We start from the raw sequence: 17,638 nt of genomic DNA on the forward strand, positions 1-17,638 counted from the left end.
TGTCCCCACGTGCGGATAGGTTGGCAGCATGAGGGAAGCGCCACATGTGCTTGGCATCGTCCTCGCAGGCGGAGAGGGCAAGCGGCTGTACCCGCTCACGGCCGACCGAGCCAAGCCCGCCGTGCCCTTCGGGGGTGCCTATCGGTTGATCGATTTCGTGCTGTCGAATCTCGTCAACGCCCGATACCTGCGAATCTGTGTACTCACCCAATACAAGTCTCATTCGCTGGATCGCCACATCTCGCAGAACTGGCGGTTATCGGGGCTTGCCGGGGAGTACATCACCCCGGTGCCGGCGCAGCAGCGGCTGGGGCCGCGCTGGTACACCGGGTCGGCCGACGCGATCTATCAGTCGATGAACCTGATCTACGACGAGGACCCCGACTACATCGTGATCTTCGGCGCCGACCACGTGTACCGGATGGATCCCGAGCAGATGGTCCAGGCACACATCGAGAGCGGAGCCGGTGCGACGGTCGCCGGTATCCGGGCGCCGCGCTCGGAGGCCAGCGCGTTCGGGTGCATCGACGCCGACGAATCGGGCCGCATCCGCGGCTGGATCGAGAAGCCCGCCGACCCGCCGGGGACGCCGGACGACCCCGACCAGACCTTCGTGTCGATGGGGAACTACATCTTCACCACCAAGGTGCTCATCGACGCGATCCGCGCCGACGCCGAGGACGACGATTCCGACCACGACATGGGCGGCGACATCATCCCGCGACTGGTCGCCGACGGCATGGCCGCGGTCTACGACTTCAACGACAACGAGGTCCCCGGCGCGACGGAACGCGACCACGCCTACTGGCGTGACGTCGGCACGCTCGACGCGTTCTACGACGCCCACATGGACCTGGTGTCGGTGCACCCGGTGTTCAACCTCTACAACAAGCGCTGGCCGATCCGGGGCAGCTCGGAGAACCTGGCGCCGGCCAAGTTCGTCAACGGCGGGTCCGCGCAGGAGTCCGTCGTCGGTGCGGGCAGCATCATTTCTGCTGCGTCGGTACGCAATTCGGTGCTGTCCAGCAACGTCGTGGTCGAAGACGGGGCGATCGTGGAGGGCAGCGTGGTCATGCCCGGCGCCCGCATCGGACGCGGCGCGGTGGTGCGCCACGCCATCCTGGACAAGAACGTCGTGGTCGGCCCCGGCGAGATGGTCGGTGTCGACGTCGAGAAGGACCGGGAGCGTTTCTCCGTCAGCTCCGGTGGCGTCGTGGCCGTCGGTAAAGGCGTCTGGGTCTGACCCACCGGAACCGGGCGCGGTCGCCCCGACCGCACGTACGGCAGGTGGTGTGCCGAGTCAGGGCATGACGCCGGGAGGCCCGGTGCTCAGCCAGGAGCCTCGGCGGCGGACGCACTGCGGGAGCGGCCTCGGCGCCTGCGGATCACCCGCACCGCCGCCCACATCATCACGACGACGGCCACCAGGACCAGCACCGGCACCAGAATCGCCAGGAACACCAGCGCCACGCTGGCCACGTCCTCCAGCGTGCTCAGCACCGGCGCCGCGGTGCCCGCCGTCGCCACATTGGCCGCCGGACGCACCGTCGACTTCGTCAGCGACACCATCAGCGCGACGGCCACGCCCACCGCCACCGGAACCCACTGCCCCGACTGCGCGAAGGCCCCCGGATCGGCGACCGCCGACGTCTGCGCGGCCGTTCCCGAGCCGAACACGATCCCGCCGGCGGTGGGGCGCACCAGCGTCTGGACGGTGTCGTTGACGGAATCCAGCGCGGGCACCTTGTCGGCGACGACCTCGACGCACAACAGCACCGCGACGATCGTCATGACCCAGCCGTTCTCCAGCCAGGCCCACGCTGCCGGCAGCGTCACCAGGTCGGTGAAGCGGGCCAGCAGCCCGAGCGCGAGCAGCGGAATGTAGGCGTTCAACCCCGCGGCCGCCAGCCCGAAGCCGGTCAGCAGTTCCATCACACCAGTATGCGGCGCGTCACCACACCCCGGGCACGAGTCGGTAGCGAACCCGGGCCTGATACTGCGGATATCCGGCAAGTTCGGCGGTCAGTGCCCGCTCCTCATCGAGGATGCGGGCGACGAAGACCGGCGGGAACGTCGCGGCGACCACAAGCAGCCCCCACCACGATCCGAGCGCAGGCGGGATGCCGACGGTCATCACCAGCGCTGCGCTGTACATGGGGTGTCGGACGACGCTGTAGAGACCGGTCGAGACCAGCGGCTGGCCCTCCTCGATCCGGATACTGGCCCCGGCGTAGTTGTTCTGGACCACCACCAGCTGCGTGCTCAGCAGGCCGGCGGCCACCAGAACGTCGCCCACGATCACCGCCCAGACCGGCACGCTCGACCAGCCCATCCGCCAGTCGAGCACACTGACCACGACGATCAGGACGAACATCAGCCACGCTCCGACGATGATGAGGCGTTGCGCGGGCCGGGTTTCGGCTGTCGGGCCGACCTTCATCCGGCGGTCCAGCGCTGCGGGGTAGTGCACGGCCAGATGGATACTCGGCCCGAGCGTGCACACTGCGAAGACCGCGAGAAAAACCCAGGCCTGCCAGTACCTGAGCGTGCCGGCAGGCACGAAAACCAGGGCAGCGAACAGCATCAGGCCGAGAATCGCCGACGTCGCGACGCGCAGCGCCGTCATGCGGCATCACGGCGTCGGTACGTCGAGCCGGCCAGCAGCGTGATCAGTGCCGCCACCGCCACCATCACGACCATGGCGCCGACGGGGACGTCGGTGGGCACGGTGGTCTGCCCGACCGGGGACAGGTCGATCAGCCACTGCGGCAGCCGCAGCAGTGCACCCAGGTAGAGCGCCGTGATCACGAATGTCACGGCCAGCCAGCCGATCCACGTCCGGCGCAAGGCAACCGCCAGCGCGGCGACGGCGGCCATCACCGCCAGGGCAGGCACATAGGCCAGCCCGGCCAGCGTCAGCTTCACCACCGTCTGGGGTTCGCCGATCGTCAGGCCCGCGCCGAGGCCGTTGCCCAGGCCCGCGAAGAACATCAGCACCGTCCCGCCGAGGACGGCGGTCATGACCGCACCCACCAGCCAGGACCAACGGGACACCGCGCCCGCCAGGACCGACTCGCCGAGCCCGGCCTGCTCGTCGGAGTACACCCGAAGCACCGCGGTGGTCACATAGGCCGCCGCGACGGCGGCGAGGAACTGCGACATCGTCGTGTAGATGCCGTCGTTGCCCTGCGCGGCCAGCATTCGCGCGATGAGCTCGTTGGTCTGCGCGGCGTCGCGCAGCGACTTGGTCATCGAGCCGAACGCCAACCCCGCCAGGAACAGGCCCACCGTCCAGCCGATCAGCGCGCCCCTCTGCAGCGCCAGATGTAGACCGGTCACGCCGCGGATCGGCTTCGCGTCGGGTCGTTCCCCGCCGGTGGCCAGGATGCCGTCGTCGTACTGCCTGCGCGCTTCGAGCACGGCCGCGAGCGCGATCAGCAGAACCGTCACCACCAGCAGAAGAGCGAGCGGCCACCAGCGCAGATCGACGAACGCGCGCATCTGCTGGGCCCAGGCGATGGGGGAGAACCAGCTCAGCGCGCTTCCCGAATGGTCGATGACGTCCCCGACACCTCGGATCAGCGCGGCCAGCGCAAGCAGCGCCATCGCCGCGCCGCTGGCGGTCCGAGCGACCCGCCACAGCTGGGCGGTCACCGCGGCGACTGCACCGAACACGGTGGCCACGGCCGTGACGCCGATACACATCGCCGCGGTGTCCGCGACGGCGAAGCCACTGGCCGCCATCGCCGCGGTCATCGTCACGGCGATCACGGCATTCACGGCGCCGACGACGAGCAGGGCGGCCGTGGTGCGGGCATACCGGCCGACCGGGGACGCCAGCACCAATTCGGCTGTCCCACTTTCTTCTTCGGCTCGAGTGTGTCGAATCACGGTGAGGATGGCAAGGATCGACGTGGCAACGATCAACGTCAGCATCAACTCGTTGGCCATCATCGCCCCGAGATCGGTGTCGTTGCGGCCGAACATCGGCCCGCCCATCATGATTCCGGCCGGCGTCTGGAGAAGTTGCACGCGGGTGCGCCGCTGCGCCTCGTCGGGATAGGCGAGCTCCAGGGCGTTCGGGGTGTACAGCATCATCGCGGTCAGCACCGAGATCCACACCGTCAGTCGGACGCGGTCGCGGCGCAGCGCCAGCCTGACCAGGTGGGCTGTGCCGGTCCAGCGCGACGCGGACGGGGCGGCGTGATGTCGGGGCCGGGTAGGTGCGGTGGCGGTGGCGCTCATGACCCCGCCCGCTGATACTCCCGCAGGAACATGTCTTCCAGCGAGGCCGGTGCCACGGTCAGGTCCTCGATACCGAGTCCGCTGAGGTCGGCCATCGCCCGGTCCAGATCGCCACGGTCCACCGCGAACCGCACCCGGCCGTCGTCGACCTCGAGTTCTCTGACGTAGTCCGCGTCTCGGAGCCGTTGCGCATCGCCGCGGGTGCGCGCGGAGACAGTGGTCGCCATCAAATGACGCATCTGCTGCAGGGTCCCCGATTTCACGGTGCGTCCCGCACGGATGATCGTCACCGTGTCGCAGAGCTTTTCGACCTCGCCGAGGATGTGGCTGGACAGCAACACGGCGGCACCGCGCTCGGCCACCTCACGGACACACTCCTGAAACCGCTGTTCCATCAACGGATCCAGGCCGGCGGTGGGCTCGTCGAGGATGAGCAGTTCACTGTCGGTGCTGAACGCGGCCACGATCGCAACCTTCTGCCGGTTGCCCGTCGAATAGGTGCGGGCTTTCTTGCTCGGGTCGAGTTCGAAGCGCTCGATCAGGTCGTCACGCCGCTTCGTGTCGACGTTCTCGGTGCCACGCAGCCGGGCCAGGAAGTCGATGGCCTGCATGCCCGTCAGGTTGGGCCAGATCGTCACGTCGCCCGGGACGTAGGCGATTCGGCGGTGCAGGTTCACCGCGTCGCGCCACGGGTCGCCGCCCAGCAGCCGCACTGTGCCCCGGTCGGCGCGAAGCAGGCCCAGCAGCACCCGGATCGCGGTGGATTTGCCGGCCCCGTTGGGGCCCAGGAAGCCGGTCACGCTGCCGGCGGCGACGCTGAGGTCGAGACCGTCGAGCGCCTTGGTGTGTCCGAAGGACTTGGTCAGCCCCCGGATGTCGACGGCGAGTTCACCGCCGTGGGTGTCGGCCATCGTCATCCCTTTCTGTCGGTGTGAAGGCAAGGCCCTGCTCGCGTCTGGCCAGAAACGCCTCGTACATCGTCGAGCTCGTCATCAAGCCGTTGGTGTACAGCTCGAGCGCGGGGAGCACCATGTCCTCGCTGTAGTCGCGGAGCACGGCGCGCAGATCCGACGGGTCGTCGTGCAGCTGCAGGTACAGCAGGAAGGCCCCGCCGCCCGTCATGGCCAGGAAGCGGGCCCTGGCCCGCGGATCGGCGCTCGGCTTGACGGTGCCGGCGCGCACGCCGGCTTCGATGTACTGTTCCGTGTTGTCGATCATGGTGCGCCACAACGTTTTCGCCAGCTCGCCACCAGTCTGCAGACTGCGAACCAGATAGCCCATCATCGGGGCGTAGTCCTCGATTTCGGCCAGCTGCGCGAACCATGTCGCGGCGTCGGTGGTCTGGATCGACTCGGTCTTGGATTCGAGGACGGTCCGGGCGATGTGCTCGTCACAGGCCTTTCGCAGCCCGTCTTTCGATCCGAAGTGATGCATCACCAGCGCGGGGCTCACCCCGGCTGCCGCCGCGATCGACCGGATCCCGACCGCGAAGCCCTCGCGGCCGAAAGTCTCGATGGCCGCGTCCCGGATCCGCGCCACCGCGGTCAGATCGTCGCCTGAACGCATGTTCAGTACACTAAACGCTCGTTCAGCGTGCGGTCAAGGGTCTTCCGCGGGTGTCGGTGGCCACCTGATCGCGGGCGAGCTGGTCGGGGGCCAATCGATCGGTGAGGCGACCGCGGGGGCCATCGATCGGTCAGCCGGCTACGGGGGCCAGCTGATCGGTCAGGCGGCCACGGGCGCCGACGGGCTCGCCGATCGGCCAGGCAGCCACGGGTGCCGGCGAGCTCGCCGAGCGTGAAGTCTCTGCGAAAATTCCGCCCCAAAGTCAAGTGGTTGATGCAACACGGCTTAGGCGGCTTGGTGAAGGAGGGCGGCCAGGCGTTGGGCTGGGGTGTCGAGGTCCAGGGTGGGTCGGGGGCGGGTGTTGAGTTTGTCTTGGATCTGTTTGAGGTCGGCTTTGGTGTAGCCGCTGAGGTCGGTGCCCTTCTCAAACCAGAACCGCAGCAGTCGGTTGGTGTTCTCGTTGCTGCCGCGCTGCCAGGGCGAATGCGGATCGCAGAAATACACCGGGGCCTGCAGTTGCAGGCTGATGTTCTGCCAGCCGGCCATCTCCGCACCGCGGTCCCAGGTGATGGTGCGGCGCAGATGAGCGGGCAGTTCGTTCATGGCCGCGATCATCGCGGTGGCCACCGAGTCAGCGGTGTGGTCGTTGGGCAGGTGCAGCAAAATGGTGAAACGGGTGCTGCGCTCGACCAGGGTGCCGATCGCGCTGCGACAGCCGGTACCCAGGATCAGGTCGCCTTCCCAGTGCCCGGGTACGGCGCGGTCGGCGATTGCGGCGGGGCGCTGGCTGATCGTGATCACGTCACTGAACTTTCCGCGGCGCTCGGTGTGACCTCGGGGTTTGCGAGCGGCGCGTTTGGTCGACAAGCACTTGTTGAGATCCGCGCGCAGCTGGCCGCGGCCCTGGACATAGAGACACTGGTAGATCGTCTCGTGGCTCACCCGTGCCAGCCTGTCATCGGGGTGTTCGCGGGCCAACATCGCGGCGATCAGCCTCGGGCTCCAACCATCGTCCATCCACGTCGCGATGGCTGCACACAAGGCGGGGTCGTCAAGCTTGAACGCCTTAGGCCGCCGGGCTTTGTCGGCGGCACGGGCATGGGCCATGCGGGCGTGGTAATCGCCGTCGGTGTTGCGGTTCCGCTGTACCTCGCGCCACACCACAGTGCGATCGCGGCCGATCTGACGGCCGATCTCGGCGCAGTTCCGCCCCTGGTCGAGTCCACGCATGATCGCGATGCGCTCATCCAAACTGAGCCGATGCCCCCGCCCACCGGGGCTCTGAGGATCCCCGGGATAGACCACCCCACACACGCCGCTACCGCCTGCAATAAGCTCCATCGCTCCAGCGTCACGCCACCACAGCCACGCCGCGGTCGTCGACACGCCCATCTCTCGCGCCGTCCGGATCAAGGGATCCCCCTGACATACGCGGTCGAACAACTCCCGCCGTGTCGATCGCGGATGCGGATAACCACTGGGCATGACAACCTCCAGATCAACGGATGTTGCGATGACCGTATGAATCTGCCCGCGGATCCTGCGCAGTAGCTTCACGCTCGGCGCAAGGGGCGGCGCAACAGCGCCAGCCGCGCACCAGGCAAGCGGGGCTCAGCCGCGCCGGTCGCTCAGCCGCGCACCGCGGCGAGCAGGCCGTCGCCCAGCGGAATCAGGACCGGGGTGAGCCGTTCGTCCTCGGCAATAAGCCGGGCGGCCTCGCGCACCGCGCTGACCTCGGCGTCGTTGGCCGACGCGTCCCCGGCCCGGCCGCCCAGTGCGGCACGGTGCACGATGACCGCGCCCCCCTCACGGAGCAGGCGAATGCCCTCGACCACGAACTGCGGCTGATCCGCGGGATCGGCGTCGATGAACACCAGATCGTAGGTTTCATCGGCCAACCGTGTCAGCACCTCCTGGGCGCGGCCGCTGATCAGCCGGGTCCGGCCCGGCCCCACCCCGGCCTCGGTGAACGCCTGCTTGGCAATGCGCTGGTGCTCGGGCTCGACGTCGATGGTGGTCAGGACCCCGTCCTCGCGCATCCCCGACAGCAGCCACAGCCCGCTGACGCCGGCGCCGGTGCCGACCTCGACCACGGCGCGCGCATCGGTGAGCTTGGCCAGCACGCACAGCAGCGCGCCCACCGCAGGAGTGACCGCCCCGGCGCCGATGTCCACTGCGCGCTCGCGGGCGGCAGCGACGATGGCGTCCTCGGAGATCGAGTGCTCGGCGTGGTTGACGATCGCCTCGGCCTGGCTCGCCGGGGCCGAGGACTCCCGGGACTCCCGGGCCTCTCGGGACCCCTGAGACTCCTGGGGGCCGGCGGCGGGCTCGTCGGTGCTGGACATGCCCGCAGCGTAGAGCGCGCGAGCGGCGGCCGACACCCCGACACGCCCGGCCCCGGCGGCGATAAATATCCGGTTCCGGTGACCCGTTTGTGCAGGTGAAAAAAGGGGTAGCGAATGTTCTCAGGAAATGTTCAGTTATCTCATATGCCTGGCACACCAGCACGGGAGACGGTAAGCGCATGACAGACGGCGCACCCAGCGCACGCGGTGACCACCGGCGCTTCGGGAACAACCCCCTGCTGCACCGTGTTGTGCGAACCGAGCGGCCGTCCGAGGACGATCGCGACCGTCACGACCTGGAGGATCCGACGACCACCAACTCCGCCCCCGCGACTTCATCCGTTGCCGCCCCGGTGTCGATGGCGCACCTGGAGCAGTACACCGATGCCGAGTGGGTCGAGCCGTCCGACGAACTGACCGGAACAGCGGTGTTCGACGCCACCGGCGACCACGCCGCGATGCCGAGTTGGGACGAGCTGGTCCGCCAGCACGCCGACCGGGTCTACCGGCTGGCTTATCGCCTCTCGGGCAATCAGCATGACGCCGAGGACCTGACCCAGGAGACGTTCATCCGCGTCTTCCGGTCGGTGCAGAACTACCAGCCCGGAACGTTCGAAGGCTGGCTGCACCGCATCACCACCAACCTGTTCCTCGACATGGTGCGCCGCCGCGGCCGAATCCGGATGGAAGCCCTGCCCGAGGATTACGACCGGGTGCCCGCCGACGAGCCGAATCCCGAGCAGATCTACCACGACTCCCGCCTCGGTCCGGACCTGCAGGCGGCGCTGGATTCGCTGCCGCCCGAGTTCCGTGCCGCTGTGGTCCTGTGCGACATCGAAGGGCTGTCCTACGAAGAGATCGGTGCGACACTGGGCGTCAAGCTCGGCACCGTGCGCAGCCGCATCCACCGCGGCCGCCAGGCGTTGCGCGACTACCTGGCGCATCAGGCGAACGCCAGCGGCCAGATGTTCGACGAGGCACGCCCGGCCTGAGTGGCATGCGCTGACCCACAGCTTGGCGCGCTACATTCGAAGCAGTCCTGTCGAGCCGAGAGGAGTTGGGCGATGTTCGATCCCGGACACGCTTTCCGGCGCGCCTTCTCCTGGCTTCCGTCGCATTTCGCCTCGCAGAGCGACGCACCCGTCGGTCCGCGCCAGTTCGGATCCACCGAGCATCTGTCGATCGAGGCGATTGCCGCGTTCGTCGACGGCGAGCTACGCATGAGTGCGCACCTGCGCGCCGCGCACCATCTGTCGTTGTGTCCGGACTGCGCGATGGAGGTCGATGCCCAGCGGCAGGCCCGCGCGGCGTTGCGGGACTCCCTTCCTGTGGACATGCCCAGTTCGTTGCTGGGACTGTTGTCGCAGATCCCGAACCACTCACCGGTAGAGCCTCCTGAGGCTGACGATGGGTCGCCGTTAGCTGAGGACGCGCGGCGCGCTCGCCGCAGACGCCGGTAGGGTAGAGACATATTTCGGCCGGCGGCCTGCGTCGACGGTTGCTGACGCCGAGTGAACATGAGCGAGCAGGTGCCGCGACAAAAGAAGGATCATGTACCCGTGAGCAATCTGGACCAGACCGGCCGGGAGCGTCTCGAGCCGCGCCCGGTGTCGCGTCCGCCGGTCGATCCGGCGGCCCAGCGCGCGTTCGGCCGGCCGTCCGGCGTCGAGGGCTCGTTCCTGAACGCCGAGCAACACCGCGACCAGGGTGAGTACACCCCGAAGGACCAGGCGCCCGACCCGGTGCTCGCCGAGGCCTTCGGACGCCCGGACGCGGGCGGTGATTCGCTGCAGCGCCATCCCACCGATGCCGGCGCGCTGGATGCCGAACGTGAGGGCGGGGTCGACGACGTCGACGATCCGTGGCGCAACCCGGGCGCACCCGTCGGGCTGGGCACCCCGGCGCTGGCCCCGAGCGGCCCGCAGGTCCAGAGCGCACCGGCCGGCAAGCTCGGCGTCCGCGATGTGCTCTTCGGTGGCAGGGTGTCCTTCGCCGCGCTGGCGTTGCTGGCGATCGTGGCGCTGGTCATCGGTGTCGCAGGCGGTTGGGTCGGTCGCAAGACTGCCGAGGTCGTCGAGGCGTTCACCACGTCGAAGGTGACCCTGGAGACCACCGACGATCCCGCCGTGCACGGTGGCGAGTTCGCGGAGGTCGCTGCCGCGGTGGCCGATTCGGTGGTGACGATCGAGGCGACCAGTGACACCGAGGGATCCCAGGGTTCAGGCGTCGTGGTCGACGAACGGGGCTACGTCGTCACCAACAACCACGTGATCTCCGAGGCCGCCACCAACCCCAGCAAGTTCCAGATGTCGGTGGTGTTCAACGACGGCACTGAGGTCCCCGCCAACTTGGTGGGCCGCGACCCCAAGACCGATCTCGCGGTGCTCAAGGTCGACAACGTCGACAACCTGGTGGTGGCCCGGATGGGTGACTCGGACAAGCTCACCGTCGGTGAGGAAGTGATCGCCGCGGGTGCCCCACTCGGGCTGCGGAGCACCGTGACCCACGGCATCATCAGCGCGCTGAACCGGCCCGTGCCGCTGTCGGGCGACGGCTCGGACACCGACACCGTCATCGACGGCGTGCAGACCGACGCCTCGATCAACCACGGCAACTCCGGCGGGCCGCTGATCAACATGAGCTCCGAGGTCATCGGCATCAACACCGCCGGCAAGTCGCTGTCCGACAGCGCCAGCGGTCTCGGGTTCGCGATCCCGGTCAACGAGGTCAAGCAGGTCGTCGAGACGTTGATCGAGAACGGCAAGATCTCGCATCCGACGCTGGGTCTCACCGCCCGTTCGGTGAGCAACGACCTCGCCAAGGGGGCCCAGATCGCCAACGTCGCCGCCGGCGGTCCCGCCGAGCAGGCGGGGATCCTGGAGAACGACGTGGTGGTCAAGGTCGGCGACCGCACGGTCGCCGACGCCGACGAGTTCGTCGTGGCCGTCCGTCAGCTCAAGATCGGCGAACCGGCACCCATCGAGGTGGTCCGGGAAGGCCGCACCGTGACGCTGACGGTGACGCCCGGCGCGGATACCAGCACCTAGCCCATGTTCGCCAACGTCGGCTGGGGCGAGATGTTGGTCCTGGTGATCGCCGGATTGGTGATCCTCGGGCCGGAGCGGTTACCCGGTGCCATCCGGTGGACGGCGGGCGCGGTGAAGCAGGCACGGGACTACCTCACCGGTGCCACCAGCCAGCTGCGCCAGGATTTCGGCCCGGAGTTCGACGACCTGCGCGAGCCGCTGTCGGAGTTGCAGAAGCTCCGGGGGATGACGCCGCGCGCGGCGCTGACCAAGCATCTGCTCGACGGCGACGACTCGATCTTCACCGGCAAGTTCGACGGCGACCCGAAGGCCCAGGCGCCGGGGAGGCCCGACAAGCCCGAAAAGCCTCAGTCCGGCCCCGGCCCGGCCGCGGTCACGCCGCCGGCGGACACGTCCGCGGCGACGAAGTTCGACACCGACGCCACCTAGAAGTTCGCGGCCGGCGGCTCGGTTGTGCGTGGCTCAGCGGCTCGCGGCTCGGTTGCCGCGTGCCTCACCGGCCGGCGGCTCGCGGCTTGATTGCGGCGCGGCTCAGCGGCCGGCGGGATCGAGTCCCAGTGACATGCCGGCCAGGCCGCGCTTGCGGTTCGAGAGGGCGTCGGCGATCTTGTGCAACTCCTGGCCGGCCGCGGAGTTCGGGGCGCTGAGCACCAGCGGGATACCGGTGTCGCCGGCGCCCACCAGCTCGGGATCCAGCGGCACCTGGCCCAACAGCGGCACATCGGTGCCCGTCGAGCGCGACAGGCTGTCGGCCACATGCCGGCCGCCGCCCTCGCCGAACATCTTCACGACTGGACCGTCGACCATGTTCTCGACGACACCGGCGATGCGCTGCCGGGTCTGAAGCGCGATCGCGCCGGCCCGTTCGGCCACCTCGGCCGCCGCCATCTGCGGCGTGGTCACCACCAGGATCTCAGCACCCGGGATCAACTGAGCGACCGAGATCGCGATGTCACCGGTGCCGGGCGGCAGGTCCAGCAGCAGCACGTCCAGGTCACCCCAGTACACATCGGCGAGGAACTGCTGCAGCGCGCGGTGCAACATCGGACCGCGCCACACCACCGGTGTGTTGCCCTGGGTGAACATCGCGATCGAGATCACCCGCACGTTGTGGGCGATCGGGGGCAGGATCATCGAGTCGACCTGGGTAGGTCGGTCGGTCGTCCCCATCATCCGGGGCACCGAATGCCCGTAGATGTCGGCGTCCAGCACGCCCACCGAGAGGCCCCGTGCGGCCAGCGCCGCCGCCAGGTTGACCGTGACGCTGGATTTGCCGACCCCGCCCTTGCCGGACGCGACGGCGTAGACCTTGGTCAACGAGCCGGGCTGGGCGAACGGGATCACCGGTTCCCGCGAATCGCCGCGCAACAGCTTGCGCAGCTCGGCACGCTGCTCGTCGTTCATGACGTCCAGGCTCACCCGCACCGCACCGGTGCCGGGCACGTCGCTGACCGCCCGGGTCACCTGCTCGGAGATCTCGGTCTTCTTCGGACAGGCAGAGGTGGTGAGATAGATCTCGACATGCACCGAGTCGTCGCTGTCGACGGTGACGTTCTTGACCATGCCGACTTCGGTGATCGGACGGCGCAGCTCGGGGTCGACCACCTTGGACAGGGCGGCGCGGACCGCCGATTCCAGGTCATGGGGAACTGAGGACTTCGATGACATCGCCGTCGAGTCTAGGCCGCCGACCCGTGCGGACCCGAATTCGGCCGGGGGCCGGGTTCAGCCGGCCGGGCCGGGGGCGGGCCCCAGACCAGGCGGCAATCCCGCTGCCGGTGCCGGGGGCGGGGCGAGCTGCATCGGGCCCGGAGCGGGCGGCGGCGGCGCGGCCGGTCCCGGAGCCGGTGGTGGCGCGGCCGGTCCCGGGGGCAGCAGCGGCTGGGCCGCCGGCCCCGGCGGCACCGGGCCGGGCGCCGCCGCAGGCGCGGGCGGGACGGAATCCTTGATGCAGAACACCGCGCAGTCCGGTTGTTTCTGCTGGGGCTGCATCCACGGCGGCAGCCAGCTCAGCTGGGGCGCCGGTGCGGGTTCGGGCGGCGCCTCGGGCGCGGGGCCGGGCAGCGGACCCAGCGACTGGCCTGGTGCGAAACCGGGGACGTTGGTGTTGAGCAGGCCGGCGGCGTCGGTGCGGCCCATCATCGGCAGCAGCGACATCGGATCGTCGGCGGGCAACCCGGTGGCATTGAGCGGCATCCCCGGACCGAGTCCCTGGGAGCCCTCGAGCAGGTGCATGTTGACCGCGGTGGCCGCCGGACTCAGCTCCGGAACCGGCCCGGTGATCGGCGGCAGGTCGACGGGCACGACGCCGGTCGCGTAGGAGGCCGCCCAGCTGAGTACGTTTCGCGCATAGGCCATCGAGTTGTTGTAGCGCAGGATCGAGGCCACCACATCGCCCTGGTTGCGCAGGTTCAGGCCACCGCTGCACAGGTAGCGGGCCGCGGCCAGGGACGAATCGAACAGGTTCTGCACGTCGGCCTTGCCGTCGCCGTCACCGTCGGAGGCGTAGCGCGACCAGGTGCCGGGCAGGAACTGCATGGGCCCCATGGCCCTGGCGTACACCACCCGGTCGGCCGAGCGGCTCTGCACGATGACTTCGTTACCCGGCAGTGTGCCGTCCAACGCCGGGCCGTAGATCGGTCGCACGGCGGTGCCGCGCGCGTCGGTGGCCCCGCCGTTGGCGTGCATCGACTCGATTCGGCCGATACCGGCCAACAGATTCCAGCTGACCCCGCAGCCCGGGTAGGCGGTGGCCATCATCGATTCGGCGTTGCGGTAGGCGGCCAGCGCCATCGACGGGATGCGCAGGGTGCCCGGGGCGTTGACGACCGCCGACGGTGGCGGGGCGGATGCGGTGACACCGGCGACCCGCAGCGGGGTCGGCGTCTTCATCACCGCGACGACCGAGGCGCCGGAGTCGTCGGCGGGGGCGGCCACCACCGCGGCCATGGGGACGACCGCCGAATCGCGTGCTGCCCCGCCGTGCGCCGACGGCGGAGATCCGCCGACCGCGCCGGCCAGCACAAGGGGGGTGATCACCGCTGCGACGCCGAACACCGGCATACGGACAACGTCGGTTGCTCGGCGCCGCGCTGCTCGGAGGGCCGAGACTCCCCCTATATGCACTCAACCGTCCTAGCTGTGTGATCGCCTGTGAACTTCGCCACCATACCTATTGGGCCACGGCTGTGTAACAACTATCGCCACAGCCGTCACCCTGATTTCTTGGGCCGCTTCTCCGACTGCTGTTTGCTCGGCCGTTCTGCGCCGGCGGCGGGCTGAAGGTCGGCGATCAGCTCGCGGATCTCCTCCAGCTCGCGGCGGAGGTAATCGCGAGTGGCCACTTCACCGACCGCCAGACGCAGCGCGGCCAATTCCCGTGCCAGGTATTCGGTGTCTGCCTTGGTCTGCTCGGCGCGCCGGCGGTCTTCCTCGAGGGAGACCCGGTCACGGTTCTCCTGGCGGTTCTGAGCCAGCAGGATCAACGGCGCCGCGTATGCGGCCTGGGTGGAGAACGCCAGGTTGAGCAGGATGAACGGGTAGGGGTCCCACTGCCAGGCGAAGGCGCCGATGTTCAGCAGGATCCAGGCGATGACGACCATCGTCTGGATCGCCAGATAGCGCCCGGTGCCGAGGAACCGCGCGATGCTCTCGCTGAATGCGCCGACGGCCTCGACGTCCAGGCGCGGACCGAAGGACCGAGAGACTCGCGGAGTGTCCAGGCGCTGGCGGGCCGACGAGTCGCTCATGTCGGCGTCTCGGCAGTCACGATGACGGGTTCGGCTTCCCGTTCGCGCCAGTCGTCAGGCAGCAGGTGGTCGAGGACGTCGTCGACCGACACGGCGCCGACCAGATGGCTCTCCTCGTCGACGACAGGACCGCACACCAGGTTGTAGGCGGCGAAGTAGCGCGTCAGCGCTCCGAGCGAGTCCTCCGGGCGCAGGCTGGGCAGATCGGTGTCGAGAATCCCGCTGACCAGCGCCGCGGGGGGCTCGCGCAACAGACGCTGCAGATGCACACAGCCCAGATACCGTCCGGTGGGGGTCGCCGTGGGTGGTCGCGCGACGAACACCAGCGACGCGAGCGCCGGGGTGAGATCCGGATCACGCACGCGGGCAAGGGCTTCGGCGACGGTGGTGTCGGGGGCGAGCACCACCGGCTCGGAGGTCATCAAGCCGCCCGCCGTGTTCGGCGAATGGCTGAGCAGACGACGGACGTCCTCGGAGTCCTCGGGATCCATGCGGCGCAGGAACTGCTCGGCGTCGGCCGGAGTCATGGTCCCGAGTAGGTCGGCGGCGTCGTCGGGGTCCATCGCTTCCAGCACGTCGGCTGCGCGGTCGGTCTGCAGCTGCTTGAGCACCGCCAGCTGTTCGTCCTCGGGTAGCTCCTGCAACACGTCGGCCAGACGCTCGTCGTCGAGGGCGTTGACCACCTCGTAACGCCGCTTTGCCGGCAGCTCCCGCACCGCGTCGGCGACCTCGATGGGACGCTGCCCCTGGAACTGTTCCAGCAGTTGGGCGACGCCCTGGTCGGGCATTGCGAGCCCGGACGGGGTCAGTCCGTGGACGTGTTGCCAGTCGACGGTGTAGACGTTGCTGCGCCGGCCCAGGCGACGCTGGGGGCGTACCGCCACCTTCGTGACCATCCAGTCGCGCTTGCGCGTCTGTTCGATGCCGAGGTCGACGACGATGACGTCGATGCCGGCCAGCTGGGTCAGGTCCGGGTCGTCGACGCGGACCCGCGTTTCGAGCACCTGGCCCAGGACGAGGACCTCGCCGGGCCGCTGAGCGAAGCGGCGCAGTGAGACATTGCCCGTGGAGAGGGTCACCGCTCCGGGTTCGATCGCGGTGACCCTGAGAATGGGCATGAAAATTCTTCTGCGGCTGAGCAACTCGATCACCAAGCCGAGCACGCGGGGCTGCTGGCGCACGATGCTGATGCCGATCACCACATCGCGCACGCGGCCGATCGACTCGCCGTCGGGGCCCAGCACCACCATCCCCGCGAGTCGGGCCGCATAGACCCGGTTGACCGATGCCATGGTTGTCAAGAGTAGAGAGTGTTGGTGTGGAAAACCGGTATCGCCCCCGCCGCACCTGTCTGTCCGTGCCGGGCAGCAGCCCCAAGATGATCCAGAAAGCCAAAACGCTGCCTGCCGATCAGGTTTTTCTCGATCTCGAGGATGCGGTCGCACCGGATGCGAAAGGCCAAGCCCGCGCTCAGGTGGCGGCAGCGCTGGCCGAGGACGGATGGGCGGGCCAGCTGCGCGGCGTGCGCGTCAACGACTGGACCACGCCCTGGACCCACGCCGACGTCATCGAGGTGGTTGCGCGCGCCGGTGCCTCGGTGGACGTCGTCGTACTGCCGAAGGTGACCGAAGCCGCCCACGTCCACGCGCTCGACCTGCTCCTCAGCCAACTCGAGGCCACCCACGGATTGCCGGTGGGGCGCATCGGAATCGAGGCGCAGATCGAAGACGCCAGGGGATTGACCAACATCGACGCGATCGCGTCCGCGCCGCGCGTGCAGGCGCTGGTGCTCGGCCCCGCGGATCTGATGGCCAGCCTGAACATGCGCACCCTCGAGGTCGGGGAGCAGCCCGCGGGCTACGACGTCGGCGACGCCTACCATCACGTGCTGATGCGCATCCTGGTGTCCGCCCGCGCCCATGGTGTCGCCGCGATCGACGGGCCCTACCTCAAGGTGCGCGACGTCGCTGCGTTCCGCCGGGTGGCCGGGCGGTCGGCGGCGTTGGGCTACGACGGCAAATGGGTTCTGCATCCCGACCAGATCGAGGCCGGCAACGAGATCTTCAGTCCCCGCCAGGAGGCCTACGACCACGCCGAGCTGATCCTCGAGGCCTACGCGTGGCACACGTCGCGCGCCGGTGGCGCAAGGGGAGCGGTGATGCTGGGCGACGAGATGATCGACGAAGCCAGCCGCAAGATGGCGCTCGTCATCGCCGGTCAGGGACGCGCCGCGGGGATGCAGCGCTCCGGCGAGCGGTTCAGCCCGCCCGCCTAACCGGTCGACGGGCCCGACACCATGGCGAACACCAGCACGTAGACGAAATAACCCACGATCGCGAGTGAGCTGATGATGACCGCGGCCACGGCCAGCGAGTGTCCGCTCTGGCCGCTGCGTCTGGTGTCGTTCATCGCAATCAATCCCAGCACCAGGCCGGCCAGCGCGGGTAGGCAGCACGCCAGCCCGGCCACCGCGCACACCAACGCGGCGATCGCCTTGCCGTTGGTGCCCGGAGGTGGCTGCGGCGGATACCCGCCGAAGCTGGGGTAGGACGTGTAGTAACCGGATCCGGGCAACCCGGGGTGGGGTGTCGGGTAGACCGGCGGCGGTAACCCGGCGTCCTCCGGGTAGTCCAGCGGCCGGTCGAAGCCGTCAGGCGGTCGCTGGTCGCTCATCGCCCGTCACCGC

At 69.0% G+C, this 17,638-nt stretch carries 18 protein-coding genes; 6 read left to right on the forward strand and 12 right to left on the reverse strand.

The window, feature by feature from the left end:
* Nucleotides 1-28: 28 nt before the first annotated feature.
* Nucleotides 29-1,243, forward strand: coding sequence for a glucose-1-phosphate adenylyltransferase (glgC, locus tag ACEWX3_RS08665; protein WP_152518190.1), 1,215 nt, complete (start codon nucleotides 29-31; stop codon nucleotides 1,241-1,243).
* A gap of 86 nt (nucleotides 1,244-1,329) precedes the next feature.
* Here glgC and ACEWX3_RS08670 read toward each other — a convergent pair whose 3' ends face one another.
* The 7 genes from ACEWX3_RS08670 to ACEWX3_RS08700 form a co-directional block, all read right to left on the reverse strand.
* A complete protein-coding gene (locus tag ACEWX3_RS08670; RefSeq protein ID WP_374159190.1) occupies nucleotides 1,330-1,932 on the reverse strand; it encodes a DUF4126 domain-containing protein in 603 nt (200 codons plus the stop codon).
* 19 nt (nucleotides 1,933-1,951) lie between these two features.
* A complete protein-coding gene (locus tag ACEWX3_RS08675) occupies nucleotides 1,952-2,626 on the reverse strand; it encodes an isoprenylcysteine carboxylmethyltransferase family protein (protein WP_221362362.1) in 675 nt (224 codons plus the stop codon).
* On the reverse strand, nucleotides 2,623-4,245 hold the full coding sequence (locus ACEWX3_RS08680) for an ABC transporter permease (protein WP_374159191.1): 1,623 nt from the start codon (nucleotides 4,243-4,245) through the stop codon (nucleotides 2,623-2,625). Before ACEWX3_RS08680 ends, ACEWX3_RS08675 begins: the two co-directional genes overlap by 4 nt.
* Nucleotides 4,242-5,156 carry an ABC transporter ATP-binding protein gene (locus tag ACEWX3_RS08685; protein ID WP_207068268.1) on the reverse strand — a complete coding sequence of 305 codons (915 nt, stop codon included), beginning with the start codon at nucleotides 5,154-5,156 and terminating at the stop codon, nucleotides 4,242-4,244. The genes ACEWX3_RS08680 and ACEWX3_RS08685 overlap by 4 nt, the downstream gene beginning before the upstream one ends.
* Nucleotides 5,134-5,811, reverse strand: coding sequence for a TetR family transcriptional regulator (locus ACEWX3_RS08690; protein ID WP_374159192.1), 678 nt, complete (start codon nucleotides 5,809-5,811; stop codon nucleotides 5,134-5,136). The genes ACEWX3_RS08685 and ACEWX3_RS08690 overlap by 23 nt, the downstream gene beginning before the upstream one ends.
* A 285-nt stretch (nucleotides 5,812-6,096) precedes the next feature.
* Nucleotides 6,097-7,296 (reverse strand): IS30 family transposase, encoded by a 1,200-nt coding sequence (locus ACEWX3_RS08695; protein WP_374159811.1) that lies wholly within the window; start codon nucleotides 7,294-7,296, stop codon nucleotides 6,097-6,099.
* 143 nt (nucleotides 7,297-7,439) lie between these two features.
* Nucleotides 7,440-8,156, reverse strand: a complete 717-nt coding sequence (locus ACEWX3_RS08700) for an O-methyltransferase (protein WP_374159193.1) — start codon at nucleotides 8,154-8,156, stop codon at nucleotides 7,440-7,442.
* 179 nt (nucleotides 8,157-8,335) lie between these two features.
* Between ACEWX3_RS08700 and sigE the strand changes: the two genes are divergently transcribed.
* The 4 genes from sigE (at nucleotide 8,336) to tatB (ending at nucleotide 11,632) form a co-directional block, all read left to right on the forward strand.
* Nucleotides 8,336-9,148, forward strand: coding sequence for an RNA polymerase sigma factor SigE (sigE, locus tag ACEWX3_RS08705; RefSeq protein WP_374159194.1), 813 nt, complete (start codon nucleotides 8,336-8,338; stop codon nucleotides 9,146-9,148).
* Between the two features lie 72 nt (nucleotides 9,149-9,220).
* Nucleotides 9,221-9,616, forward strand: coding sequence for an anti-sigma E factor RseA (gene rseA, locus ACEWX3_RS08710; RefSeq protein WP_207068265.1), 396 nt, complete (start codon nucleotides 9,221-9,223; stop codon nucleotides 9,614-9,616).
* Nucleotides 9,617-9,715: 99 nt separating this feature from the next.
* Nucleotides 9,716-11,203, forward strand: coding sequence for a S1C family serine protease (locus ACEWX3_RS08715; RefSeq protein ID WP_286183419.1), 1,488 nt, complete (start codon nucleotides 9,716-9,718; stop codon nucleotides 11,201-11,203).
* Between the two features lie 3 nt (nucleotides 11,204-11,206).
* Nucleotides 11,207-11,632 (forward strand): Sec-independent protein translocase protein TatB, encoded by a 426-nt coding sequence (gene tatB / locus ACEWX3_RS08720; protein WP_207068263.1) that lies wholly within the window; start codon nucleotides 11,207-11,209, stop codon nucleotides 11,630-11,632.
* Nucleotides 11,633-11,734: 102 nt separating this feature from the next.
* Here the strand turns inward: tatB and ACEWX3_RS08725 are convergent, their stop codons facing one another.
* The 4 genes from ACEWX3_RS08725 to ACEWX3_RS08740 form a co-directional block, all read right to left on the reverse strand.
* The gene (locus ACEWX3_RS08725; protein ID WP_207068262.1) at nucleotides 11,735-12,871 is read right to left on the reverse strand and encodes an Mrp/NBP35 family ATP-binding protein; all 1,137 of its coding nucleotides are present in this window, start codon (nucleotides 12,869-12,871) and stop codon (nucleotides 11,735-11,737) included.
* Nucleotides 12,872-12,928: 57 nt separating this feature from the next.
* Nucleotides 12,929-14,329, reverse strand: a complete 1,401-nt coding sequence (locus ACEWX3_RS08730; RefSeq protein WP_374159195.1) for a lytic transglycosylase domain-containing protein — start codon at nucleotides 14,327-14,329, stop codon at nucleotides 12,929-12,931.
* A gap of 86 nt (nucleotides 14,330-14,415) precedes the next feature.
* Nucleotides 14,416-14,952, reverse strand: a complete 537-nt coding sequence (locus ACEWX3_RS08735) for a DUF1003 domain-containing protein (RefSeq protein ID WP_207066938.1) — start codon at nucleotides 14,950-14,952, stop codon at nucleotides 14,416-14,418.
* Nucleotides 14,949-16,244 carry a magnesium transporter MgtE N-terminal domain-containing protein gene (locus ACEWX3_RS08740; RefSeq protein WP_207066937.1) on the reverse strand — a complete coding sequence of 432 codons (1,296 nt, stop codon included), beginning with the start codon at nucleotides 16,242-16,244 and terminating at the stop codon, nucleotides 14,949-14,951. The genes ACEWX3_RS08735 and ACEWX3_RS08740 overlap by 4 nt, the downstream gene beginning before the upstream one ends.
* Before the next feature lie 26 nt (nucleotides 16,245-16,270).
* Between ACEWX3_RS08740 and ACEWX3_RS08745 the strand changes: the two genes are divergently transcribed.
* Nucleotides 16,271-17,227, forward strand: coding sequence for a CoA ester lyase (locus ACEWX3_RS08745; protein WP_374159196.1), 957 nt, complete (start codon nucleotides 16,271-16,273; stop codon nucleotides 17,225-17,227).
* Here the strand turns inward: ACEWX3_RS08745 and ACEWX3_RS08750 are convergent.
* Complete coding sequence (locus tag ACEWX3_RS08750; RefSeq protein WP_374159197.1) at nucleotides 17,224-17,625, reverse strand: DUF4190 domain-containing protein; 402 nt, start codon at nucleotides 17,623-17,625, stop codon at nucleotides 17,224-17,226. The genes ACEWX3_RS08745 and ACEWX3_RS08750 overlap by 4 nt on opposite strands.
* Between the last annotated feature and the right edge of the window lie 13 nt (nucleotides 17,626-17,638).

Origin of the sequence: Mycobacterium sp. G7A2 (assembly GCF_041902445.1) — a bacterium.
Classification (GTDB): domain Bacteria; phylum Actinomycetota; class Actinomycetes; order Mycobacteriales; family Mycobacteriaceae; genus Mycobacterium.